The sequence below is a fragment of the [Clostridium] aerotolerans DSM 5434 genome, assembly GCF_000687555.1.
GTDB lineage: Bacteria > Bacillota > Clostridia > Lachnospirales > Lachnospiraceae > Lacrimispora > Lacrimispora aerotolerans.
On sequence record NZ_JHWJ01000004.1, the window covers coordinates 208,331 to 231,253 of the forward strand.

At 42.3% G+C, this 22,923-nt stretch carries 23 protein-coding genes, 1 tRNA gene and 1 pseudogene; 22 read left to right on the forward strand and 3 right to left on the reverse strand.

The annotated features are described in order from the left end of the window. Positions 1 to 10: 10 nt before the first annotated feature. The 6 genes and pseudogenes from T546_RS0107755 to T546_RS26415 all read left to right on the forward strand — a co-directional run. Positions 11 to 625, forward strand: coding sequence for a hypothetical protein (locus T546_RS0107755; RefSeq protein WP_026891124.1), 615 nt, complete (start codon positions 11 to 13; stop codon positions 623 to 625). A 54-nt stretch (positions 626 to 679) separates the two neighbouring features. After that, a complete protein-coding gene (locus tag T546_RS23080) occupies positions 680 to 949 on the forward strand; it encodes a zinc-ribbon domain-containing protein (protein ID WP_051629668.1) in 270 nt (89 codons plus the stop codon). Between the two features lie 44 nt (positions 950 to 993). After that, positions 994 to 2,112 (forward strand): pentapeptide repeat-containing protein, encoded by a 1,119-nt coding sequence (locus tag T546_RS0107765; protein ID WP_026891125.1) that lies wholly within the window; start codon positions 994 to 996, stop codon positions 2,110 to 2,112. A 20-nt stretch (positions 2,113 to 2,132) separates the two neighbouring features. Then, positions 2,133 to 3,680 (forward strand): hypothetical protein, encoded by a 1,548-nt coding sequence (locus T546_RS0107770; protein ID WP_026891126.1) that lies wholly within the window; start codon positions 2,133 to 2,135, stop codon positions 3,678 to 3,680. A gap of 11 nt (positions 3,681 to 3,691) precedes the next feature. After that, positions 3,692 to 4,192 carry a DUF2247 family protein gene (locus T546_RS0107775; RefSeq protein ID WP_026891127.1) on the forward strand — a complete coding sequence of 167 codons (501 nt, stop codon included), beginning with the start codon at positions 3,692 to 3,694 and terminating at the stop codon, positions 4,190 to 4,192. A 453-nt stretch (positions 4,193 to 4,645) separates the two neighbouring features. Then, positions 4,646 to 4,810 (forward strand): annotated as a pseudogene (locus T546_RS26415) (deaminase domain-containing protein); the annotation flags it as partial. Between the two features lie 42 nt (positions 4,811 to 4,852). Here the strand turns inward: T546_RS26415 and T546_RS0107780 are convergent. The 3 genes from T546_RS0107780 to T546_RS23090 are packed head-to-tail and all read right to left on the reverse strand — an operon-like array spanning position 4,853 to position 7,016. Further along, entirely contained in the window at positions 4,853 to 5,692 is an 840-nt protein-coding gene (locus T546_RS0107780) for a M28 family peptidase (RefSeq protein ID WP_026891128.1), read from the reverse strand. After that, a complete protein-coding gene (locus T546_RS23085) occupies positions 5,689 to 6,249 on the reverse strand; it encodes a YhcH/YjgK/YiaL family protein (RefSeq protein ID WP_051629670.1) in 561 nt (186 codons plus the stop codon). Before T546_RS23085 ends, T546_RS0107780 begins: the two co-directional genes overlap by 4 nt. A 20-nt stretch (positions 6,250 to 6,269) precedes the next feature. Further along, a complete protein-coding gene (locus T546_RS23090) occupies positions 6,270 to 7,016 on the reverse strand; it encodes a GntR family transcriptional regulator (protein ID WP_051629685.1) in 747 nt (248 codons plus the stop codon). 502 nt (positions 7,017 to 7,518) lie between these two features. Here T546_RS23090 and T546_RS0107800 point away from each other — a divergent pair. From T546_RS0107800 to T546_RS23100, 16 genes are all read left to right on the forward strand, one after another. Beyond that, on the forward strand, positions 7,519 to 8,862 hold the full coding sequence (locus T546_RS0107800) for a hypothetical protein (RefSeq protein ID WP_024837637.1): 1,344 nt from the start codon (positions 7,519 to 7,521) through the stop codon (positions 8,860 to 8,862). A 73-nt stretch (positions 8,863 to 8,935) separates the two neighbouring features. After that, positions 8,936 to 11,065, forward strand: a complete 2,130-nt coding sequence (locus T546_RS0107805) for a hydantoinase/oxoprolinase family protein (RefSeq protein ID WP_026891129.1) — start codon at positions 8,936 to 8,938, stop codon at positions 11,063 to 11,065. Positions 11,066 to 11,082: 17 nt separating this feature from the next. Next, complete coding sequence (locus tag T546_RS0107810; protein WP_026891130.1) at positions 11,083 to 11,730, forward strand: hypothetical protein; 648 nt, start codon at positions 11,083 to 11,085, stop codon at positions 11,728 to 11,730. 12 nt (positions 11,731 to 11,742) lie between these two features. After that, positions 11,743 to 12,489, forward strand: coding sequence for a GntR family transcriptional regulator (locus T546_RS0107815; protein ID WP_026891131.1), 747 nt, complete (start codon positions 11,743 to 11,745; stop codon positions 12,487 to 12,489). 95 nt (positions 12,490 to 12,584) lie between these two features. Next, positions 12,585 to 12,657, forward strand: a tRNA-Gly gene (locus T546_RS0107820). 211 nt (positions 12,658 to 12,868) lie between these two features. Next, complete coding sequence (locus T546_RS0107825; RefSeq protein WP_026891132.1) at positions 12,869 to 15,064, forward strand: YhgE/Pip domain-containing protein; 2,196 nt, start codon at positions 12,869 to 12,871, stop codon at positions 15,062 to 15,064. Beyond that, a complete protein-coding gene (locus T546_RS0107830) occupies positions 15,030 to 16,211 on the forward strand; it encodes a hypothetical protein (protein ID WP_166429804.1) in 1,182 nt (393 codons plus the stop codon). Before T546_RS0107825 ends, T546_RS0107830 begins: the two co-directional genes overlap by 35 nt. A gap of 184 nt (positions 16,212 to 16,395) precedes the next feature. Further along, positions 16,396 to 16,716 (forward strand): thioredoxin, encoded by a 321-nt coding sequence (gene trxA / locus T546_RS0107835; RefSeq protein WP_026891134.1) that lies wholly within the window; start codon positions 16,396 to 16,398, stop codon positions 16,714 to 16,716. 230 nt (positions 16,717 to 16,946) lie between these two features. Further along, entirely contained in the window at positions 16,947 to 17,777 is an 831-nt protein-coding gene (locus T546_RS0107840) for a MerR family transcriptional regulator (protein WP_026891135.1), read from the forward strand. A gap of 416 nt (positions 17,778 to 18,193) precedes the next feature. Further along, the gene (locus T546_RS23095) at positions 18,194 to 19,174 is read left to right on the forward strand and encodes a DMT family transporter (protein ID WP_034598322.1); all 981 of its coding nucleotides are present in this window, start codon (positions 18,194 to 18,196) and stop codon (positions 19,172 to 19,174) included. 3 nt (positions 19,175 to 19,177) lie between these two features. Further along, a complete protein-coding gene (eutM, locus tag T546_RS0107850; RefSeq protein ID WP_024837628.1) occupies positions 19,178 to 19,468 on the forward strand; it encodes an ethanolamine utilization microcompartment protein EutM in 291 nt (96 codons plus the stop codon). After that, positions 19,468 to 20,466 (forward strand): DMT family transporter, encoded by a 999-nt coding sequence (locus tag T546_RS0107855; RefSeq protein WP_026891136.1) that lies wholly within the window; start codon positions 19,468 to 19,470, stop codon positions 20,464 to 20,466. The genes eutM and T546_RS0107855 overlap by 1 nt, the downstream gene beginning before the upstream one ends. Before the next feature lie 4 nt (positions 20,467 to 20,470). Continuing rightward, entirely contained in the window at positions 20,471 to 20,755 is a 285-nt protein-coding gene (locus T546_RS0107860; protein ID WP_026891137.1) for a hypothetical protein, read from the forward strand. Positions 20,756 to 20,775: 20 nt separating this feature from the next. Continuing rightward, complete coding sequence (locus T546_RS0107865) at positions 20,776 to 21,072, forward strand: BMC domain-containing protein (RefSeq protein ID WP_024837625.1); 297 nt, start codon at positions 20,776 to 20,778, stop codon at positions 21,070 to 21,072. Positions 21,073 to 21,088: 16 nt separating this feature from the next. Next, the gene (locus tag T546_RS0107870) at positions 21,089 to 21,397 is read left to right on the forward strand and encodes a BMC domain-containing protein (protein WP_024837624.1); all 309 of its coding nucleotides are present in this window, start codon (positions 21,089 to 21,091) and stop codon (positions 21,395 to 21,397) included. A gap of 30 nt (positions 21,398 to 21,427) precedes the next feature. Further along, positions 21,428 to 22,921, forward strand: a complete 1,494-nt coding sequence (locus T546_RS23100; RefSeq protein ID WP_051629671.1) for an aldehyde dehydrogenase family protein — start codon at positions 21,428 to 21,430, stop codon at positions 22,919 to 22,921. Positions 22,922 to 22,923 lie beyond the last annotated feature (2 nt).

Sequence of the window (22,923 nt, forward strand, 5' to 3'; positions counted from 1 at the left end):
GGAGAAAGAAATGAGCGAAATCTATGCAGAAGAGATTATAAGAAATAAAAGAAAGCTGGAACAGGCAGCATCCCAGGCAGCTTCAAAGGAAGATCTCTATCAAATAGAAAATGATATCTCGAACGGATATGTTGTGGTTAAATATGAGACTCTTGAGCTGGAAGAAAAGACAATCCTTGATGGGCGTCTTACCATGTTGCTTCCCACTCGATTTGAGGAGATGAATGAAGATTTAAAAGCAGTTAAATATCCAGGCCCGGAAGGTCCGGAGTGGGTCTACAGCAATGAAAGCGGAGATATTTCCATTACCTTCACTTTGGAGAAGGGGGAGATAAAACCGGAAGAAGTTCCGGAAGTAAGAGATGTATTATCTAGGGAAATGAAACGCTTATACCCTGCCTCTGCCATTGAAGAGAAGAAAACCATAGGAGACGGAGAGACTCTTGTCAGTACCTTTTCTATGGATATCCCTTTGGTTGACGGAGACTGCTATCACCTGTTGTTTTTGCGTGCGGTCAGAGAGGGCTTGGTCATTGGATCTTTTGATTGCAGCATCAAGGAAAAGAAGCAATGGCAGCAAATCATGATGCAGATACTGGAGACCTTAAAGGAAACAGATGCTTAAGTGATCCTTAGTAATCGTATTAGATTTTTAATAAAAATAGAGAGTGAGAATAGAATGATTATCTGGGGATTTGGTAAAGTAACAAAAAATAGAAATGGTGACGTAATGGAAAAGGACTGCGGATACTGTAATACCACTTCCATGTGGAAGTTAACTAAAAACACAACCTGGTTCACGTTGTATTTCATTCCGATTATTCCTTATCGTGTAACCTATTGCGTAGAATGTCCCAGATGTGGGAGCTACATAGAAATATCAAAAGATAAATTCATAGAAATAAAAAATGACATTAAAGAGAGAAAGAACCTTGGCTACAATGCTTAAAAAAATAAAGAGAAAACCTTTCTCATGGGTATGATGGAACTGTTATGGAGAAAAAATCATTAGAACGTTTTAGGGAAAAAGATGCTGAACCGTGTTTATCGGATATACAGTTAGAGGCAGAAGCTATGTTTCAGGATATGAAGGATGAGTTCCGTGTCCATTTTGTCAGAGAATTTTCAAAGGCTTGTGAAGCTTACAAAAAAGCCGCACCAGATATGATTCCAGGATATATTATGATTCATTTATTAAGAACGGATTTGGTTCAGGGGGTATATCGTTGTCCTATTATCTTTTATGATCGTGGCTGGTATTTGCATGGTGGAATATCGGCAGGTGAACTTCAACTGGACAGGTTGTTCTCTCTCTATGGAAAGCTTTGGGAAAATCTTTGTCAAAGGGCAAAATTATATGTTGGACGTGTAACAATGCCAGAGGTAGATTGGTTGATGCAGGAAATGGTCCCTCATTTTTACCGGTATTTAAAGGAACTTGTACTTTACTCTATTGGAGAGGCCACAGAAACAGAGAATTTCTTAAGTATGCCTAAGGAAGAAGGCTTCCAGATTAGAACAGGAGAATATATGGAGCCTGGAGATCTGGTTTATCAGGAACAGCAAGGACGGAATCTGGACGAAATAAGAAAACTGCTTACGGATAATCAGGAAGATACATACTTATTTGAAGATTATAAAGATCTGGATTTAAGTAATACATTGCTCTATTGCCATGATTTTCATTATTCTGATTTTCGACGTGGTTTACTTAAAAATACCAACTTAAACTTTAGCCGTCTGATCGGGTCCCGGTTCCGATATTGCAACATGGAAGGAGCTTCCCTTTCAGGCTGCATGTTACATAATACAGATTTTACCGGAGCGGATCTAAAGAATGCTAACTTCTCTTACGGCCTCAGTTATCATGGGAAAAGTGAGCTAGAACCATGGCAGCAGGAGGGGTATGCCGGAAGCAGCTTTAGAGATTGCGATTTACGGGGAGCCAGTTTTTTTAGAGGAGTCTTTATGGGAGCTGATTTTCGTAATGCAATCCTTGAAGGTTGTAATTTTAATGAGGCTGCCTTATATGATAGCCGTTTTACAAAGAAACAGATATCAGAAGCTAATCTTAGCAGAGATCAACTTGAACAGATTCTTCTGGAGGTGTAAAATATAGGAGGTATGTCTGCATGCTAAATAATCTGTTAAAAGTAACCAAGAACGTAATATCAAAGTGTGTAAAACCAGTTTTAGAATCTGCAAAGAAAGCATTTCAGCCTCAAATTAACAATATTAAGAATTCCACCTTGGGCAAAGTAGCAGCAAAAATACTTCCTGTGGTTAACTCACCTACCGTCAAGTCGGGCATTAGCCAGGTACAAAAAGCATTGGCACTTCCTAAGGCAGTAGCACCTGCTAAAAAAGAAGGGGCTCCTCCACCTCAAGCAAGCAACAACAATCAAGCAAAACAATTGAGTGCATCAAGTAATAGCCCAGCTCCACAACAAGAGAATGTTAAGCTTTTGGAGCAGTATAAAGGAAATGAAGCAAGTAAATTAGAGGATATCATACGAGGAATAGTAAAGAGTGATGCTTTTCATATCGCTTTCAATGCGAACTTAAACATGGGAGCGATGCCAGGTTTTCTTAAGGTGTTAAGAGTAATGACTCCGCTGGAATATAAAAGCATAAATCTTAAAGTTCCGTATGAGCTGTTAAAAGCTGATATAAAAGCGAAATTTAATCAAGCTGGAAACGACGCATATAATGCTCAGGTTCCTATAGCTTCAAACTTAATTGGAGCATTTACCAATAGCAGTGATTATAAGGAAAATGGACCTTTACCACTGGAATCTCCAGAAATGAACAATATGCTTGCCATGATGAATTATTTCATGTATGGAGGTAATGGGGGTGGTATTCTCAATCAAGCAGATGTAATGGCTACATACCAAAATATAGCAAATAATACAAATATGGCATCTGTGATTGGGGCTAATGCTGGTGGTGTATTGATCGATGGCGGAGCTGGAATGGCTAATTCCATAATAGAAGTTATTATAGATCCTTATGAAGCTGAAAAAAATTTATTTGATCTGGTAACAAAAAGTCCCGTAATTATTCCGGCGTTATTGGATAAAGCAGCAAACTATACAAAACATTATGTCACTGAAGCCACCCCCCAGGAGAAGGCAAGAGTTAAGGGAAGAATTATTTTTGAATTGGCATCACTTGCGGCATTTTCAGCAATAGGGAAAGCAATAAAAGGTGCAGAAGTTGCTCAAGGAGCCCAGAAAACGGAGGCAATGGCCAAGACAGGTAGTGAGGTTTCTGCATTAATTGATGAGGGTGGAGTCAGCATTACAAAAACAGAAGATGTGATTACTGCTAATAGAGGCGTTGGTGAGGTATTAGAAGAAGGCGTTAAAAAGGGTTCGGGCGGACGTATAGATATAAAAAACCCTGTATTAGATAATGCAAGGACAGGAAGTGCATTGAAAAATGACTCTCTACATGCATTTAATGATATCATAGATAATTACGCAGGGGATGCGACAAAGTTTACACTTAAGGGTGGAGATGGTGTGAATCGTTCTCTTTACCAAATTGAGGGATCCTTAAATGGTAAAAATGGAATATTTGAATGGATTGTAGATCCCGACCCAACAAAGGGTGTGACTCATCGCAGATTTATTGAGGGAGTAGGAATAACTGGAAAACCTAATGCAAGACCATAGGAGGGAATAATATGTATGGAATAGATATTTTTTACAATATAAAAATATCTTTAGATTGGTATGTTGTCTATTATGGAATTAAGGAAAATTTATTAGACCTTCAAGTTGCTAGGGAGTTTGTTCTTAGAAAAATGGAAAGAAATGAAGAAGTATCTGACGAAGAACTTGAGTTATCATGGGAATCAAAGAGTCAGTTAGAAGTACTGGAAACCATTGAAAAAATCCCTAATCTACAACTTGACGATGCAGAGAAAATGAAAATCGCAAAGAATAAAATTCGTATTGCGATTGTTGTCAACTTGAGAAATTGTGAAGCAGATAGTAGTAGGTTGTTTCAAAAGATGGATATGGTATATGCGGACTTTGATTATCCAGAAGATATGGAAAGTTTCATATCATATATGCCTGTCAAAGATAATTATATTGCTGCGGAGCATACTCAAGAAGAGAACGAACATCGTTTATTGAATAACCTTGACTTATTTATTCATGAACAGCTTAAACAGTATTAGTATGATCCTATAAAGAATAAGTTAGGAAAAGGCAAGAATTGGAGATATTCCGCAATTTCGGGTTGTGAAATATCTCCGATTTTTATATTCATTTTTAAATTAGCCAATTACATTAGCAGGGAAAACTGCACTGCATGCGTGGGTTGGTGAACATAGTGTACGGAATGATGAAAAATAAGACGGAATACAGAGAATTACTACCAGAAAAAGAACAGTAATTTTTCTATTAAAAACAGCACAAAGACATGCTATAATTTTTTTAATAGAATAAAGATTTTCACTGTTTGTCGGTTATGTCAGTACTCCACCTGAGGGTTCGGGTAACCTTAAGCCGCAAGGTCTAATAGATTAACTTGCTAACAGTGGAGTCAAATATAATCCAGTTGATGTTGTTGCAGTAACTAAAACCGCAGATGTTAACTTGTACGGTTAGAAAATTGTAAATAGTAGGTTATCAAGGAAAATAATACACCTAAAAATAAAGGTAATATGGCTGCAGCAGAGGTTGACATTCCTGGGATTAAAAAAGAGTTTAGCGCTCATAGTAAGATTAATTCCTCATTAGATAAGGGCGCAGATATAAGTGATTTTTCTTTATTGAAACCAGAAGAGGATAGAATATTTAAAACTGGAGGTTTAATTAAATTTATATATCTAGTATTACAGTATACTCCAGCTCTGAAACCAGTTCTTTTTTCTCTCCGGCGGTGTCGTAACCCCATCCAGCAAATATCGGTAAACCCGGTTCATAGCCTCTTTTTGCACCCATTCCGGAGAATCCCGGTATCCGCCGTGCATGGTGGTGGTGACCTCCATCTGGGATAAGATCATGTCAAATTCCGGTGGGCGTCCAAGTATGCCGCTTCCCATCTGGGACAAGGCACTTAAATACTGGATGTCCCAGTGAGGAACAATAGCAACACTGATGGCTGGTAACCGTTTTCCTGTAAAAGAAGCTTCGTCACTAGGAGGAAGATATTTCACAAGAAATCCATTGTGGGAATCCAGAATAGTTTTAGAACAAAAGGAGCGGACCGGCTCCTTTTTTGCATTTCCACGGTCATAGACTGCGATGGTATCCCCAAAGCCACAGACATCCAAATTCACTACCCCCGTAATACTCTCCATCTCATTGCTGGAGGCAAAGAGCTTGCTTCCAGTATTACCAGTTTCCTCTCCATCAAAAAATACGATTCGAGCAGAAATATTCTTCTCTTTTAGGTTTTTTGCAAGCTCAATCAAAATACATAAAGAGGCAGCGTTGTCATTAGCGCCGAAACTTCCGGGAACAGCATCATAATGGGCACAATACAAAAGTCCCGGATCGCTGCTCCAGGGAGTTAAAAGAATGTTTATAATTCCTTTTGGGGCTTTGGAAGATGGTTCTTCTTCCTGAGTGTAAAAAGAAAGTTCTTCCTGTTTTAGAACTGTCTTTAAAGCTTCTCTTCTTTCATCCGGATCCTTTAAAGATAATTGAGTAATATACTGATCCAATATCATAACAGTTTCTCCTGAGATAAGTTTACTGAAAAGCCGTTTTCAGATAAACCGCCTTCGGCGAAACAGCTTTCCAAGGGCACCTTAATCACGATCTTACGAATGGAAGCAGACTTATCACCCACCTGAATCCCAGGAATGTGAACATCCCATGGAAAATAAATAGCAAAGGAACCTTTCATCAGGCGGATTCGACCTTCCGGTGCATCTCCATCATTTTCATAGAACAAAATATCTCTTGGCGTATCAAGAAGATCTTCATCAACATTACCAGTACCGTTATCGCTGTAAAATCCAGCCTCTTCCGGTCCGCCAAAAGCCAGAAACTGGACATCAATGTTCTTTCTGTGGACCTCCGGACGAAGACGTTCTCTGGGCGATGTGGTTAAATCAAGAACCTGAAGCACCACCGATACTCCGCATAAGTCAATATCAAATACACCAGGCTCATGAGCTGCCATATCATGATCTCTTAAAAAACAGATGGCATCACGAAGGGGCTTTGGTAAAAGGGCAAGCTCTGTTTCCAGCATGGAATTTTGTATGTTTCCGAAAATCATAGGTATACCTCCCAAAATGATTATGTTGCGCCTTCAGATATTTCGTCTGGATCTTTGCTCCTTTGGTCTGTAAAGTAATGGGGATTTTCTTCCATCATAGCTGGAAGCAGGAGAAAGATCTTTGATAAATGATGATGATAAATGCTGCATGCCCGATCCGTATCCCTCCTAGCCATAGCATCTGAAAGGTCAGTGAGATCCGACAGAAATTCCCTGGTTGCAGTGATATCCTTGGCAGATAGATAAAGAAACCTTTGCAAATCCATGCCGGCAATCTGGACGGACTCCCAAATATAATCCATCTTTCCTCCAAGCTCGTATAAAAGCTTGTAATAATCCGTGATCAGTCTGGCTGACTGGGACAAATCTCCCTGGGAAATGTGGTCTTCCATCTCTTTTAAGACAAGATATAAAACGTCAAACTGAGAACCTTTTACATTGCGGATAAAAATATTTTTTATCATGGCAGTACCCAACTGGTTATGAATCCAAAGGGTCTGCTCCAGCCTTCTGGTATCTATTTTAGAGACGAAAGCACCTTTTTGGGGAATAATGTCCACCAGGCTTTTTCTGGAGAGCTTATAAAGCGTATCGTGGACCGGTGTTCGGCTGATACCAAGTACATCAGCAAATTCAATTTCATTCATCTTCCTTCCGGGGGGAAGATGGAGATTCAGAATGAAATACCTAAGCACCCGGTAGGCGTACTGCCTGGCGTCCTCGTTTCCTTTCCGGGGAGATATGTTCTGAAGTGGTAAGAGTGGCATGAAAAACTCCGTTCTGCCGTCTTTTTTTACGGCACTGTTTATAAAAACGGTCCGCGTCAGGAGCGCTTTTTCCTTTGATTCTTTACCTCTGATTATACCATGAAATCCGTTATAATGGAAAGTGAAAAGGACTAAAATCAATGCTCCCAATAAGGTTTTATAAAAAAATTGGAAAAGAAATGTTAGAATTTGGAGATATGGGTAGAATGATTAGGAAGTAACCGACACATAACTGATATATTATGCAAGGGAAACATTGGATTTAGAAAAGAAATTAAATGTGTAAAGTACAACAACTAAGGGTAGGTTTTGAGATATATTTGTAAGTATTACACAAAAATGTGCATTCAAAACTGGTATATTACCCATATACAGACTGATATTTTAGTACTAATATATTAGTATCGACAGAAGGCGCACGCCCTCTGTGGGGAGGCAGAAAGAGCCATGGATTCTTCTGCGGGTTACTATTTAAAAACATTTTATTTTAAGGAGGGTTCGTATGAACATCAATGTAATCATCGGTATTATCATGATTTTGTCCTTCCTTGGCATGGTGTGGTACTGTGTGAAGGGACTCAATCTTATGGTGGGGTTTGCGGTTATGGCTACATTCTGGACCGTACTTGCCATGGTGGGAAATTCATTTTCACCAAATTCAGCCATGGAGGGCAAGTCCGTCATCGACGTGCTGACTTATGTCTACGCAGATGGTCCGGCAGGTTATGCAAAATCAATTCTCGTTAATGTATTCTTTGGCGCATTCTTTGGAAGGGTTTTAGTTGATACAGGAATCGCTGCAACCTTAATCCGTAAGGTCGTTGAGCTTGGTGGTGACAAGCCAAGAATCACCTTAGGTCTTTTATGTGTTGCGACTGCAATCATCTTCATGTCCATGACTGGTATCGGTCCTGTTATCTCCATCGCAGTTATCGTACTTCCAATCATGCTTTCCTTAGGAATACCGGCACCGGTAGCCATGTTCAGCTTCATGGGTTCCATCATGGCAGGTATCTTTGGAAACATCGTAAACTTCAAGCAGTATCAGACTATTTATGCAGGGTTTAACAAAGAAGCAGAAGCTTATACCTATAACGACTATTTCCAGATCGGCCTGATCTGTATGATCGTTGCCCTGGTAGTAGTACTTATCGTGTCCAACATCTCTATGAATAAGAAGACTTCCCATGCCTGGGCAGCATCTGCTTCTCAGACAAGTGACAATGCTCCTGCTATTTCCTGGATTTCAGTTATTCTTCCAGTCATCGGCGTGGTTGCATTTAAGCTTCCGATTATTCTTGGATTCTGTATTTCCGCAATCTATGCACTTGTTACAACTGGTAAGATGAAAGGTTCCTATTCAGAAATCTGCAGACTTTTTGCAAAGCTGTTTACCGACGGTTCCATCGACGTGGCCCCTATGGTTGGTTTCCTTCTCAGCTTATCCATGTTCAACAATGCAGCAACCTATGCAGCACCTTACTTTACCGCTATCCTTGGCGGAGTTGTACCAAAAACAGCTATTTTACTGGCAATTACCTTTGCGGTATTAACACCTCTTGGCTTCTTCAGAGGCCCCATGAACCTGGTTGGATCAGGAACCGCTATTCTTGCCGTAGTCATTGCTGCTATTCCAAATGCACCGGTAGCATTTTTATTCCCACTGTTTGCAATTACGACCATCGCTCCTCAGCATCTTGATATTACCCAGTCATGGGTTGCATGGGGATTTGGTTACACCAAAGTATCCACAAAAGATTATATGAAAATGTCAATCCCAACAGGATGGATCATAGGTGCCATCTGTTGCATCGCGGTATTTGTTCTTTACGGCGGATTGTTCTAAACCACAGGGAACTGGCGGGCAGCCGCCAGTTCCATTGTTAAAAGGGATCAAAGGAAGAAAGGAGATTCTTAAAATGGGAAGATCAGTAAGAATGGGCATCGATGTGGGAGGCACCCATACCAAAGCAGTTGCTATTGATAACGCCACCCACGAAATCATTGGGAAATCTTCGGTGAAAACGACACATGATGATCCCAGAGGCGTAGCGGCGGGAGTCGTTAAATCGTTTCAGAATTGTTTAAATGAAAATGAAATCAGCCCCGATGATGTAGTATTCGTTGCACACTCCACCACTCAGGCAACCAATGCCTTGATTGAAGGAGACGTTGCCAAGGTAGGAGTCATCGGTATGGCAAAGGGTGGGTTTGAAGGCTTTCTTGCAAAAAGACAGACAAAGATCGCAGACATCGATCTGGGAAACCAGAAAAAGATTAATATAGTAAATGAATTTATTAACGTAAAGAAAATGAACCGTTCCATGGTAAGCAGCACCATCGATTCCATGAAACAGTCAGGCGCACAGGTATTTGTTTCTTCCATGGCATTTGGAGTAGATGACGGAGGCCCGGAGCAGGAGGTCTATGAAGCAGCCAGCGAAAAGGGAATCCCAACCACTATGGCTTCTGATATTACAAAGCTCTATGGACTGACTAGACGTACCAGAACAGCAGCAATTAACGCCTCTATCCTTCCAAAGATGCTGGATACCGCAAGCTCTACGGAAAATTCCGTAAGAGAAGCAGGCGTTAACGTTCCCCTTATGATCATGAGAGGTGACGGCGGTGTTATGGAAATTTCCGAGATGAAGAAACGTCCGGTTCTTACCATGCTTTCCGGCCCGGCAGCTTCTGTTATGGGATCTCTTATGTACCTTCGTGCAAGTAACGGTGTTTATTTCGAGGTTGGTGGAACCACAACAAACATCGGTGTTATTAAAAATGGCCGTCCAGCCATTGACTATTCCATCGTAGGAGGACACCCCACTTATATTTCCTCCCTTGACGTACGTGTTCTCGGCGTGGCAGGCGGTTCTATGGTGCGAGCCAACAAACAGGGAATCGTTGATGTAGGACCTCGTTCGGCTCATATCGCAGGACTTGATTATTCCGTATTTACAGACACAGATAAAATCAAAGGGCCAAAGGTAGAGTTCTTCTCACCAAAGCCTGGTGATCCAGATGATTATGTAAGAATCCGCATGGAAGACGGCTCAGCCGTTACCATTACTAACTCCTGTGCAGCCAATGTACTTGGGCTTGTAAAGAAAGAGCATTTCTCCTACGGAAATGTAGAATCAGCCCAAAAGGCGATAAAAGCCCTTGCAGATTACTGCAATACTACGGTAGAAGACATTGCCAGACAGATTATGGAGAAGGCTTATTTGAAAATTGAGCCGGTAATCCTTGAGCTGGCTGAAAAATACAAACTGGAAAAAGATCAGATTTCACTGGTAGGAGTAGGCGGAGGAGCCGCTTCCCTCATCATTTATTTCAGCGAAAAGATGGGAGTCAAATACTCCATTCCAGAAAATGCAGAAGTTATTTCCTCCATTGGAGTTGCACTCTCCATGGTCAGAGACGTGGTAGAGCGTATCATTCCTTCTCCGTCAAAAGAGGACATCAAATCCCTTAAAAATGAGGCCTTAAACAAAGCCATCGAATCAGGGGCAACGGCTGAGTCGGTAGAGATTCATATTGAAATCGATCCTCAGACCTCCAAGGTAACTGCCATCGCCACCGGTTCCACGGAAGTAAAAACAGCCGATCTTTTAAAAGAGTGTGATGAAACCGAAGCCCGCCACTTAGCAGCCGAGGATATGAGAATCCCAGATGAGTCAGCCAAGCTTCTTGCAAGTTCCGATTATTTCTATATATATGGAGATCAGTCGGAAGCAGATGGAGCAGGTGCCATTCGAATTATTGATAAAAAAGGATTCATAAAGGTTCAGCGCGGCCGTGGTATGAGTCTTAAGACGACGGCAGAAGACTGTATCGAAGGTATGAAAAAGCTTTGGGAAGACCTGGCAGTATACCAGACAGACCTTATTATTCGTCCTGATTATTACCTTTGTATGGGCGCCCGTGTCATGGACTTTGCCGCTCAGGACTTTGAGCAGCTGGAGCTTCTTATTGAACTTGAGATTTCCTCCCTGGAAGCCAATGAAGAGGTCCTTATCGTAGCTGCCAACAGAAAACAGAGCTAAGTTATTTGGAGAAAAATATGGATCAAAAACAGCTTAAGACCATGGCAGAAGAATTGTTTAAGGTTCCGGACAGATCCTGGGGAATGTACGCATTCTCCAGGGATATCCTGAAAAATAAAGTGACGGATAAAGAAAAAGAAGCCATGATAGAAAAGGCCATACGCTGCGGGGAAGAAACTGCAGCTAAGGCTATCAAAGAATTTGGTACAAATGATCCCTGGATAATAGCAGAAAAACTAAAACTTAAGGTGGAATTTACAGACAGAGGGCAGATAGCAGACAGAGTGTTATTTGCTCTTTTTACACCTCCCGACCGGGTAGAGATTATGACAGAACCCATCAGCCGGTTGACGGAAGAATCCGGGCTTGATGGACTCATGACTAAAGAAGAGGTAATAAAACTGATATTAGGTCATGAGATCTTTCATTATATGGAAGAAGAAATAGAGGAAATTTATACCAGAAATGAGAAAATTGTCCTATGGAACTTTCTTGGATATAAGAATAAATCAACGCTTCGTGCATTGTCGGAGATCGGAGGAATGTACTTTTCCAGGAAAATCAATGGAATTTCATATTCACCATTTGCTTTAGACATACTTTTGTATTATAATTATAGTCCAGATGAGGCCCTGAAGATGTACAGGGAAGTATTAAGTTATTAGCAGGAGGCATTGATGGGCGAAACAGAAAACAGCCAGGTAGAACCTATATATGATATTTTGCGGACGGATATACTGGATTTAAGGCTGCGCCCTGGAATGATCTTTAGCATTAAGGACATCAGCGAATCCTATCAGGTTGGCAGAACTCCCGTGCGTGATGCACTCATAAGTCTTTCCAAAGAAGGGCTTATTACCTTTCTGCCTCAGAGGGGCACCATGATATCCAAAATCGATTATGATAAGGTTAGGAATGAACGGTTTTTAAGAACCTGTGTGGAAGAGAATGTCATGATGGAATTCATGGCAGTGTGCAACTTAAAAACAATTACCGCTCTTGAGATGTCCCTGGAGAGACAGGAAAAGTTAGAAAAGTCCGGTGATATCCGCGCCTTTCTTTCCGAGGACAATTATTTTCATTCCATCTTTTACGATGGAGCCAACAAAGGGTACTGCAATGATATTCTGACTGCCAATTCCGGCCATTACCGGAGAATCCGGCTTCTTTTTATGGCGGATTCCGGAATTGAAAAGGGAATCGTCAAGCAGCACAGGGAGTTAGTAGATGCCGTACTCGCCAAGGATACGGAACGCCTTCATGCCATTTTGAACCATCATCTTAACCGGTTGGTGAGTAAGGAAAGGCCTTTGGTGGCAAAATATGCGGAATTATTTGACCATGAGCAGACCGAGGTCCGGCGGACAGCTGATATGCTGGGCGTAGATTTTCTTGTAGACACAAAACTCAAATATCATACATAACCGGGAAATGCAAAATTTGCATTTCACCTCTTGCATTTCCTGGTTAATTATGTTATAATCTCTTTGTCTTAAAATGATACGTTTTTAACAGTTATGCGCGAGTGGCTCAGTTGGTGGAGTACGACCTTGCCAAGGTCGGGGTCGCGGGTTCGAGTCCCGTCTCGCGCTCTTTATTTTTGGATTTTTCGGATTTCCAGTTTCTGGGAGTCCTTTTTTCATTTTATTCCTTAAGATGCGTCATTTCTGGTGCAATATGCTGATAAAATAATACTTATAAGCGATATGATGGATTATTTTAACAGGTTAAGGCATTGCATTTAAGGTTAGGAAATAATATAATACGGAATTAATGATCAAAATGAATACCAAGGAGGTTGCTATGTCACATATTAAAAATATATGGAAGATCTTTGTTGACGATCTAAAGCGTATTACGATGAATCCGGTGGCCATCATCATTGCGCTGGGCCTGATTATCCTGCCATCGTTATATGCCTGGTTTAATATTGCAGCAAGCTGGGATCCATATGGAAATACAAAGGGCCTTAAGGTTGCGGTCGTGAATAATGACAAAGGAGCGTCCATAGACAGCATATTTGATACAGATATTGATGATTCATCCATTAACATTGGTGAGATGGTCATGGATGAATTGAGAAAGAATGACAATATTGGCTGGCAGTTTGTTGAGGGGAGTGCAGCCATCGACGGCGTACAGTCAGGGAAATATTATGCTGCCGTTGTGATTCCTGAGGATTTCAGCCAGAAAATATCAAGTGTTCTCACTACAAACATTGAACGTCCGGTGCTGCAATATTATGTAAATGAGAAGAAGAATGCCATTGCTACGAAAATAACAAACAAAGGTGTTGAGACTGTTCAACAGCAGATCAATGAGACTTTTATCAATACAACCTCCAAAGTGATGGCAAAGGTATTAAATAATAAATCAGAAGACTGGAGCACCAATAAGGAAACTGACAGAAACGATGTGGTCAGCTCTCTTACCGATGCAAAAGATGATTTAAGCCAGATTTCCGATACCATAACAATACTTCAGTCCACCTTAAAGACTGTAAATTCTTTAAATGACGGAGTGAAGGGAACACTCCCTGATGTAGATAAACTGGTAAACTCCGGTGGACAGACAGCAGACAGCGCAAAGACTCTCATTGATTCCAGCAGAGGCTTTTCCACCATCATGACCGATGCTCTTGATGATATTCTAGATAATATCGTGAAAACAGAAGAAACGGTATACAATACGTTTCGAGTTGTGAATAAGCTCTCAGGTACTTCTGCGGATGCCATTGCAGACTCTTTAAAAAATATGCAGGGGCTTTTGCAGGCAGGGCTTGAACAGATTAACGGAATTAATAAAATTCTTACTACCATTAATAAATATCTTCCCATACCTATTTCCGATGCCACTGAGCTGCAAAAGCAGCTTACGGCTCTGGCAAAGCAGCAGCAGGAGGCCATCACAAAGCTTGCCGCGGCGGAAAAGACCGTACGTCAGACAAAGCAGCTGCCAAGCGATATGGAGTCAGATATTGGCAGCGTTTTAGATGGACTTTATAATACGACTTCCGATACACAGAATTTCTATAAAGGAAGAGTTGAGGTACCTCTTAATGACAGTCTCGATAAGATGTATGACACTCTGGGTGCTACCTCAGGAGCATTAGACAGTCTGGGAGGCTTAATCGGCCAGGTAGACGGCACTTTAACAAGTGTTACTTCTTCTTCCCAGAGTCTCATCGAGACCCTTGACAGCACCAAGAATATGATTGCCAGGGGCCAGGAACGTATTGATGATATGATTACGGATGTGAACAAAGTCGCTGACAACAAGCAGCTCAATAAGGTCATGGACATCATGAAGAATGATCCGGAGCAGTTCAGCGAGTTTATGAAGACACCTACGGATATGGTCACCAATAAGATTTATCCAATTGAGCTTTACGGTTCCGCAATGACCCCGTTCTATACCACTCTTGCCATCTGGGTAGGCGGTACTCTTTTGGTAGCCTTGATTAAATGTAAGGTCGAGGAGGAAAGGGCAGAGGGGCTTAAGCTATACGAAACTTATTTTGGCAGATATCTGTTGTTTTTGCTCATTGGTTCCATTCAGGCGCTTGTTGTGGCGCTGGGAGATATTTACCTGCTTAAGACTCAATGTCTCTACCCTGGAAAATTTGTATTAGCGGCAGTTACAGCCAGCTTTATATTTATTACTATTATCTATTCGCTGACCGTTTCCTTTGGAGATGTAGGTAAAGCGATTTCCATCGTATTTCTGGTACTTCAGGTTGCAGGCTCTGGTGGAACGTTCCCGATCCAGGTAACGCCAAGGTTCTTCCAGATGGTGAATCCATTGCTTCCGTTTACTCACATCATTAATGCCATGAGAGAATGCGTGGGAGGAATGTATCAAAATGATTACTACAGGTATTTAGGATACGCATTGATCTTTGTTCCTATTTCGTATCTGGTTGGTATCGTATTGCGGAAGAAGGTGCATGAACTGAATGAATTCTTTGAAGAAAAACTTAGTGAAACAGGATTATTCTAATAAAAAAAAGAAATTTCACATACCAGGAGTAAAGCCATGGGTCGTAAAGCTATGTACCCTGGCTTTGGCACTGGGGATTATTTTCTCGGTTGTCTGGTATGTGCTGCCCAGGTATTATGCCAAGTTTTATTTGACCCGGTCAGCGCTTTCTACCAGGGAGCAGCTTTTAAAGCTGTGGAATCAGGATGAAGGAGAGGGTAATGCCTACGAGGACAGCTTAAAGCTGGTGGCTGATGAAGTGAGATGGAACGGACACTCCATTCTCCTCCTTCCCGGAGGGCTTGGAATCTCCTTTACGGAGCAGCGAAGCCAGGGAGATGCCTTCTCCCAGGGAAGTCTTAACGTGTACTTCTTAGGGGCGATCCGGGAAGGCATCAGTTACTGGGCCGACCAGGAAAATGTGGTGTTCCACATTCCTGGAATCACGGACATTTCAGCTCAGACCACACAGGAGTCTCTTCGTAATTCATTAGGATTTACTCTTACCCCGGGGAAGAAAAGCGACGTGAAGAACCGCCTTGAGACCCTTGGGAAAGACTCCTTACATATGATGGCTGGCAGCCAGATCCGGTTTAAGACCAAAGACGAGGTTGGTGTGGTAATAACTGCAGATGTTCCAGCCGCCTTATTCGATGAATATTTAGGTCAGGTGGGAGACTTTGTCTTAGATGGTCCCCTAAAGGATATGAAGGAGTGGGGCCAGATGTTAAAGGATGAGAAGACCCAGGGAGAATCAAGGCGGATCACCTTTACCATTGATAAGAACATGAATTTAAATAAGATAGAAGTGGACGGACTGGGGTACTTTTCTCTGGCAACAGAAAATAACGGGGGACTTTCCCTTGACGGTAAGGCATCCTTACATGGCAGGGAATTTGCCGTTGATTCCAGGCTTTTCTTTGGTAATGGAGTGGAAGGAAAGCGTTCTTTCCAAATATCCAGCTTAAACATTACAACGGATGATGGAAAGTCAAGCCTGCGTCTGGAGCTGAGCGGAGGCTATCAGGGCGGCAAGATATCTTCGGGAATCATGGAGCAGGATAAGTTCAACACAGGCAAGGAACAGCCGGAGCATAACAGCATTGATGATTATAAAGAGAAGTTCTTAAAGAAAATCAGCCTTTTAGGCTTTGATTTGAAAGATTAAAAAAATGTATTGACAAATATAACTGTAACTTTTATAATAACAGTAACGAAGCTGATATTACAGAAGTTACAGTTTTTTATGTTTATCTAAAAACGCAGGATAATTCATACATTTATGATAAAACTATAAAATGAGTCAAATTACATGGTAAGAGAATCATTTTAATTGAAGGAGGAATATTGTTATGGCAATCGTTACGTTAAATCAGAATAATTTTGAGTCAGAGGTAGTTAACAGCAAAGGCATTGTACTTGTAGATTTCTGGGCAACCTGGTGCGGTCCATGTAAGATGTTTGCACCAGTCCTTGATGAGATAGCATCAGACAACATTCCAGATTTAAAGGTCGGCAAGGTTGACGTAGATGAGAACCAGGAGCTGGCAGGACAGTTTAAGGTAATGAGTATTCCAACTGTTGGTATCTTTAAAGACGGAAAGCTTGCAACTACTTCTGTAGGTGTAAAATCCAAAAAAGAAATCATGGAGATGGTTGACCGTTTGAAGTAAGGAAAGCTTATGGCCTCAGGCGATTCGGTAAAAGGAAACGCCTGAGGCCTTTTTTTACATATTTTAATACTTTTCAAATTGTGCGTTTTATATTAAAATACTAGTATAACTTGTGGTTGACCTTCCCCTATACAGGAAGGATTATACTTAGAATATGTATGCACATGGGGCGTGTAGGAAAAGGCAAAGAAACCAGATACTGTAGATACGACTATGCTATGGGGGCTTACATGAAAGACGAAAAATTATTCTCGATTGGGGAAGTAAGTAAGATCTGTAATATTTCAACCAAGGCTCTGCGTTTCTATGATAAAATCGGCATCATATCTCCTGACATGATCTGTAAGGAGAACAGCTACCGGTATTATAATAAAGAAACGCTCCTTACCGTCCCGGTTGTAAAGTATTACAAGCAGATGGGATTTAAGCTGGAAGAGATGCAAGGGCTCGTGGAAGGTAACACCTATTACTATCTTGAGCAGAATTTTCATAACAAGATTGAGCAGCTTCGCTTTCAGGAACAGCAGATCCACAACAGCTACATTGCCGTAAAGGACTGGTATGAGCTGATTCAGGAAGCAAAGATGGTACGGGAAAACGATGTTCACGATGTGGCTGTCAAGTATATTCCGGAAGTTACTTACTGCTGTCTGGAACAGGATTTTGACTATAACTACATGGAATCCATCATCAATATAGAATGGACCAATTACTTAGAACAGGCTGAGAATGAGATTACGGGAGCAGTGATCCTTAAGTTCCAGTCCTTTGAAGATAAGATGAATGGCAGCTGCAAGCGTGCCACCATCATGCAGGAGGCGATACACCCCTGTAAGGACTGTATGGACCGCCAGACCTATGGAGGGTTTATGGCTGCATCTGTTTACCATATCGGAAAGCTTGAGAACATTGATGAAGAATACGAGAAGATACTAACCTGGGCCGAGAAAAAAGGTTATAAGTGCGGCAAGGAAAGCTATGAGCGGTATGTGGTGGACTATTGGACTACCAGAGATCCTGAGGAGTTTGTTACCGAGGTCAATGTGCCCATATACAGATAGTGTCTGGAGGGTGTTGTAAAATGAATTTTTCATACAAGATACTGACGTTGATGAAACGATCAGATACCACATCTTGTTGATTTTTATCCATTTTGCAGCACCCCCCTTTTTTTGAGTTCAGGCGGTTCTTTTATTTTTGAGAGCCTGATTTACATATATTTAGGCGCATATGAGGAAGCAATCAGTCTCATCCAGTAATTGGACTTAAAAAAAAACAAAAACTGGTTGACATTCCCCATAGGGGTAAGACCTATACTAAATGCATAGAAAAACACATGACACCTTTTGAAAATTAGTAACATTAACTGATTTGCTGGTGTGAGGTGTTTTCTAAGCGTTTTCAGCTGAACGTGAAGAAATGAAGCAGGAGTGGCGCAGCTTCGCGCCCAACTCAAATTGGGGGAGGAAATTAAACGATGACAGAAACACGAAAGAAATTCAAAAAGATTGGTATCACAGCGGGTATCATATCAGGCCTTACGTATGGTTTGTACACAACATTCCTATTGATTGCCGGACAGTATCAACCGCTGGCAGGAGCAGCAGATGTAATTCCGGGGCTTACGGGAGCACTCATACTGGCTTACGTAACTTCAGGTCTCAACGATTTGTTCGCAGGTATTTGGCTCACAGGTTATAACATCAAAACCGGACGAATCAAAGAACTTGGAAGAAGCCTTAAGCTGTTTCCTGGCAAGATCTCACTTCTCGGTTCCTTTGTAGGCGGACCGATCGCCAGCGGCGCTTACCTTTTAGGACTTAGCATGGCGGGAGCTTATGCAATCCCCATTTCAGCCATGTATATCCTGTTTGGTGCGTTTTTCTCCAGAATCATCTTAAAACAAAAGATTGTTCCGAGAGTTGGTGCAGGAATGATGATCTGTGTGGTTGGAGCGATTATTATCAACTGGGTAAAACCAGAAGGAAGCACTAACTTTACACTTGGTATTATTTTCGCATTCGTTGCAGCCATTGGCTGGGCACTGGAAGGAGTATTTGCTGCCTACGGAAGTGCTATGCTGGATTCTGATGTACTTATTAACATCCGCCAGTTATTATCTGGTATCGTAGACTTATTTGTAATTCTGCCTATTTTAGGCGGTATGGGTCTTTTAGGAAGTACCATGCAGGTGGTTCCGCCGGTAGCATGGCTTGTGCTTTCCGGTTTATGTGCGGCTGTATCCTATCTTTGCTGGTATAAATCCAACAGTACGGTAGGTTGTGCGGTGGGAATGTCACTTAACATTACCTACGCATTCTGGGGTGTGCTTTTTTGTATTCTGTTTATCAAAACGCCTGTTACCCCAACGATAATCATTGGTTCTATCATTATTATTGTAGGCGCTGTTTTAGTTTCCTTAAACCCAATGGACCTGTTTAATAAAAAGGAGGATTAAGTAATGAAATATGATGCATTAGGAATGATCGAGACAAAGGGCCTCATCGGCTCAATTGAAGCTGCAGATGCAATGGTAAAGGCAGCTAACGTAACTTTAATTGGTAAAGAATTCGTAGGCGGCGGCCTTGTTACTGTTATGGTAAGAGGTGATGTAGGAGCTGTTAAGGCAGCTACTGATGCAGGAGCAGCTGCAGCACAGAGAGTTGGAGAGTTAGTTTCCGTTCATGTAATCCCACGTCCTCATGCAGAGGTTGAGACAATTCTTCCGAAGGATAAGAAGGAGATTAAGTAATGAGCAACCAAGGAACGACAGCCGCATCTGCGGATAAACAAATGGCAGCTATCAACAAGAAGTTTAGAATTACCGGTTTATCAACTGGTGCATTTTCTGGACTTACCTACGGAATCTACACGGTCTTAGTACTCTTAGCAGGACGTTATGCTCCCCTTGCAGGTGCAGCAGGACTGTTAGCAGGACCTTATGTATGTTCCGGTTTAAATGATCTTTTCGCAGGCATCTGGTTAACCATTTACAATGCGAAGAGCGGCCGTATCCGCGAGATGGGAAGAAGTCTTAATACATTCCCTGGTAAAATGATTGTACTTGGTTCGATTCTCGGAGGTCCGATCGCCAATGGAGCTTACTTAGTAGGTCTTGCCCTGGCTGGAGCTTATGCGATCCCGATCTCTGCGTTATGCGCTTTGTTCGGTGCAATTTTTGCAAGAATCTTTTTAAAGCAGAAGATCACCAAGAGAGTTACTGCTGGTATGCTGGTGTGTGTAATTGGAGCTATCATCATCAACTGGACAAAACCAGAAGGCAGCCCTAACTTTACGTTAGGAATCATCTGTGCGTTTGTAGCAGCGATTAGCTGGGCATTAGAAGGAGTATGTTCTACTTATGGCGGAGCTATGATTGATACGGATGTAGCAGTTAACTTACGTCAGCTCATTTCTGGTATCGTGGATTTATTTGTAATTCTTCCGATCGTTGGAGGTCTTGGACTTTTAGGCGGAACACTGGCAGCAGGAGTACCTGTAATCTGGCTTGCAGCTGCAGGCTTAAGTGCAGCCGTATCTTTCCTTTGCTGGTACAAGAGCAATTCAACCGTAGGTTGTGCAATTGGTATGTCCTTAAATGTAACCTATGCCTTCTGGGGTGTTTTCTTCTGTATCCTTTTCCTGGGACAGGCAGTTACCCCTACGATCGTAATCGGTTCTATTGTAATCGTATTGGGTGCGATTTTAGTTACTATGAATCCACTTGATTTATTCAGGAAAGGGGAATAAGCGTATGTTATTACCTGCAAGAACAGCAGTTTTAAATTATTTATATGGCGTTAAAAATGCAGACGTTGATCAGATCATGGAGGCATTAAAGCCAGAATACGGCAATGAGCGTCAGTTTACAAAAGAGCGTTACATTGATCACGTTATGTCATTGGAAGCCAATGGAATGGTAAACTTAAGCAGCCACGATCTGGACAAGAACGGAGATCTGCGTATGTACTACGAAATCAACGACGACGGAAGAAGTGCTGTTGACAAATACGTAGACAAAAAGTACCGCCACAAATAATTCGAGGAGGTTTACTCAAGGTGAGATATTACGGAGATGAAGCCTTAGGGCTTGTGGAAACCGTCGGACTGGTTCCGGCACTGGAAGCTGCAGATAAGATGTTAAAGGCAGCAGATGTTGAATTGATTTCTTATGAAAATGTAGGCTCCACGTTAGTTACCATTATGGTAAAGGGTGATGTAGCAGCTGTTCGTTCTTCCGTAGATGCAGGCGCTGAAGCCGCCGCAGCCATCGGTAAGCTGACGGCAAAGAATGTTATGCCAAGACCAATCAAAGAGGTTGGTGACATTGTATCAGTTCATGATATAGACGCATAAGGAAAGGAAACAGTATATGGAAAGATATGAAGCCATAGGCGCAATTGAAACATTTGGTTTGGTATTCGTACTGGAAGCGGCTGATGCAATGTGTAAGGCAGCAGAAGTAGAACTGGTTGGATATGAGAACGTAGCTTCCGGCTATATCTCAGTTCTGGTACAGGGTGATGTAGGCGCCTGTAAGACTGCGGTAGAAGCAGGAATCAAAGCTGTTAATAATTTAGGAGCTGAGGTATACAGCTCTGTGGTCATCCCAAGACCTCATCCCGATCTTGCCAAGATCGTAAAGAGATACGCGATTCCCACAGCTTCTTCAGAGGAATAACAGACATCCCGAACGAAGGGAGATATGGAAATGAGTTTTATAGATAAAGACCTGCTCTCCATTCAGGAGGCCAGGATTTTAATGGAAAGCGCACGAGAAGCCAGAGAAAGCATGCTTACCTTCCCCCAAGAGAAGCTTGATCATATCGTAGGTGTCCTTGCTATGGCTGCTAAGGAAATGGCAGAGGAGCTGGCGGTCATGTCCGCAGAAGAAACCGGATATGGACGCTGGCAGGATAAATTTGTGAAGAACACATTTATCTGTGAAACTCTTCCAAAACAGCTTGACCCAATGACCTGTGTCGGAATTCTTAACGAAGATCATGTGTTAAAGACCATGGATATCGGTGTTCCGGTAGGTGTCATTGCGGCCTTAACGCCAGCAGTAAGTCCGGTTTCCACAGCGATTTATAATGTGCTCATCGCTGTGAAATCGGGAAACCCAATCGTGATTGCTCCCCATGATAGAGCAAAAAAAGTAACCGGAAGGCTCCTTAACCGGTTGCAGGAGGCAGGCAAGTCCTGCGGCCTGCCGGAAGGTGCCATCGGATATTTAAAAACAGTAACAACAGCAGGTGCAATGGAGCTGATTCACCACCCGGCAGCGGCTATGGTGATCAATACCGGAGTACCGGAGCTTTGCAAAAAGGCAGCGGAAAGCGGAAAGCCTTACATCTACGGCGGAACAGGCAATGGTCCTGTATTTATCGAACGGTCCGCAGATGTAAGACAAGCCGTGGCAGATATCATCGCCAGCCGTACCTTTGATTATGGAATCGTATCCGCGGCAGAACAGTATGTGGTCGTGGACAGCGTAATCGCAGCAGATGTAAAAGCAGAGATGGTGAGGAATCACGCCTATTTCATGAACAGCGAGGAAGAAAAGATGTTAATCGATCTTCTCTGGCTGGAAAGCGGAAAGGCGGATACCGAGATTATGGGAAGACCGGCGGACTGGCTTGCCAGACGAGCAGGATTTGAAGTACCTGATTCTACCACGGTTCTGGTTTCTGAACAGAAGTATATTTCAGAAAGAAACCCATTTGCAAAAGAGCTTCTCTGTCCGGTACTTGCTTATTACATTGAGCACGACTGGATGCATGCCTGCGAGAAATGTATGAGCCTTCTGGTCAATGAAAGCCACGGTCACACCCTGGTGATCCATTCCAGAGACGAGGAAGTAATCCGCCAGTTCGCATGTAAAAAGCCAGTCGGAAGAGTTCTTGTGAACACACCGGCCACCCTTGGAAGTATGGGAGCAACAACGAATCTGTTCCCGGCTATGACCTTAGGAAGCATCACGTCAGGTGCAGGAATGACTGCAGATAATGTCTCCCCCATGAACTTCATATACGTCCGTAAGGTAGGATATGGAGTCCGCAAAGCTGAGGAATTCTTAAAGCTGACGAATCGGGCTGACAAAGGGTATGTAGCCGTTCCCGAAGGAAAAAACGGTGCTGAAGATGCTAAGGCTCTGTTAAAGCAGATCTTAGAGGCACTGTCCAAAGAACTGGACGAGAAATAACA

What these genes read in the sequence shown, in the direction of transcription:
- T546_RS0107765 (WP_026891125.1), top strand. Translation starts at nt 994, where the DNA reads ATGGAGAAAAAATCATTAGAACGTTTTAGGGAAAAAGATGCTGAACCG.
- T546_RS0107800 (WP_024837637.1), top strand. Translation starts at nt 7,519, where the DNA reads ATGAACATCAATGTAATCATCGGTATTATCATGATTTTGTCCTTCCTT.
- T546_RS0107815 (WP_026891131.1), top strand. Translation starts at nt 11,743, where the DNA reads ATGGGCGAAACAGAAAACAGCCAGGTAGAACCTATATATGATATTTTG.
- T546_RS0107860 (WP_026891137.1), top strand. Translation starts at nt 20,471, where the DNA reads ATGTTATTACCTGCAAGAACAGCAGTTTTAAATTATTTATATGGCGTT.
- T546_RS0107770 (WP_026891126.1), top strand. Translation starts at nt 2,133, where the DNA reads ATGCTAAATAATCTGTTAAAAGTAACCAAGAACGTAATATCAAAGTGT.
- trxA (WP_026891134.1), top strand. Translation starts at nt 16,396, where the DNA reads ATGGCAATCGTTACGTTAAATCAGAATAATTTTGAGTCAGAGGTAGTT.
- T546_RS23085 (WP_051629670.1), bottom strand. Translation starts at nt 6,249, where the DNA reads ATGATTTTCGGAAACATACAAAATTCCATGCTGGAAACAGAGCTTGCC.
- T546_RS0107855 (WP_026891136.1), top strand. Translation starts at nt 19,468, where the DNA reads ATGAGCAACCAAGGAACGACAGCCGCATCTGCGGATAAACAAATGGCA.
- T546_RS23080 (WP_051629668.1), top strand. Translation starts at nt 680, where the DNA reads ATGATTATCTGGGGATTTGGTAAAGTAACAAAAAATAGAAATGGTGAC.
- T546_RS23100 (WP_051629671.1), top strand. Translation starts at nt 21,428, where the DNA reads ATGAGTTTTATAGATAAAGACCTGCTCTCCATTCAGGAGGCCAGGATT.
- T546_RS0107870 (WP_024837624.1), top strand. Translation starts at nt 21,089, where the DNA reads ATGGAAAGATATGAAGCCATAGGCGCAATTGAAACATTTGGTTTGGTA.
- T546_RS0107805 (WP_026891129.1), top strand. Translation starts at nt 8,936, where the DNA reads ATGGGAAGATCAGTAAGAATGGGCATCGATGTGGGAGGCACCCATACC.
- T546_RS0107810 (WP_026891130.1), top strand. Translation starts at nt 11,083, where the DNA reads ATGGATCAAAAACAGCTTAAGACCATGGCAGAAGAATTGTTTAAGGTT.
- T546_RS0107775 (WP_026891127.1), top strand. Translation starts at nt 3,692, where the DNA reads ATGTATGGAATAGATATTTTTTACAATATAAAAATATCTTTAGATTGG.
- T546_RS23090 (WP_051629685.1), bottom strand. Translation starts at nt 7,016, where the DNA reads ATGCCACTCTTACCACTTCAGAACATATCTCCCCGGAAAGGAAACGAG.
- T546_RS0107825 (WP_026891132.1), top strand. Translation starts at nt 12,869, where the DNA reads ATGTCACATATTAAAAATATATGGAAGATCTTTGTTGACGATCTAAAG.
- T546_RS0107840 (WP_026891135.1), top strand. Translation starts at nt 16,947, where the DNA reads ATGAAAGACGAAAAATTATTCTCGATTGGGGAAGTAAGTAAGATCTGT.
- T546_RS0107755 (WP_026891124.1), top strand. Translation starts at nt 11, where the DNA reads ATGAGCGAAATCTATGCAGAAGAGATTATAAGAAATAAAAGAAAGCTG.
- eutM (WP_024837628.1), top strand. Translation starts at nt 19,178, where the DNA reads ATGAAATATGATGCATTAGGAATGATCGAGACAAAGGGCCTCATCGGC.
- T546_RS23095 (WP_034598322.1), top strand. Translation starts at nt 18,194, where the DNA reads ATGACAGAAACACGAAAGAAATTCAAAAAGATTGGTATCACAGCGGGT.
- T546_RS0107780 (WP_026891128.1), bottom strand. Translation starts at nt 5,692, where the DNA reads ATGATATTGGATCAGTATATTACTCAATTATCTTTAAAGGATCCGGAT.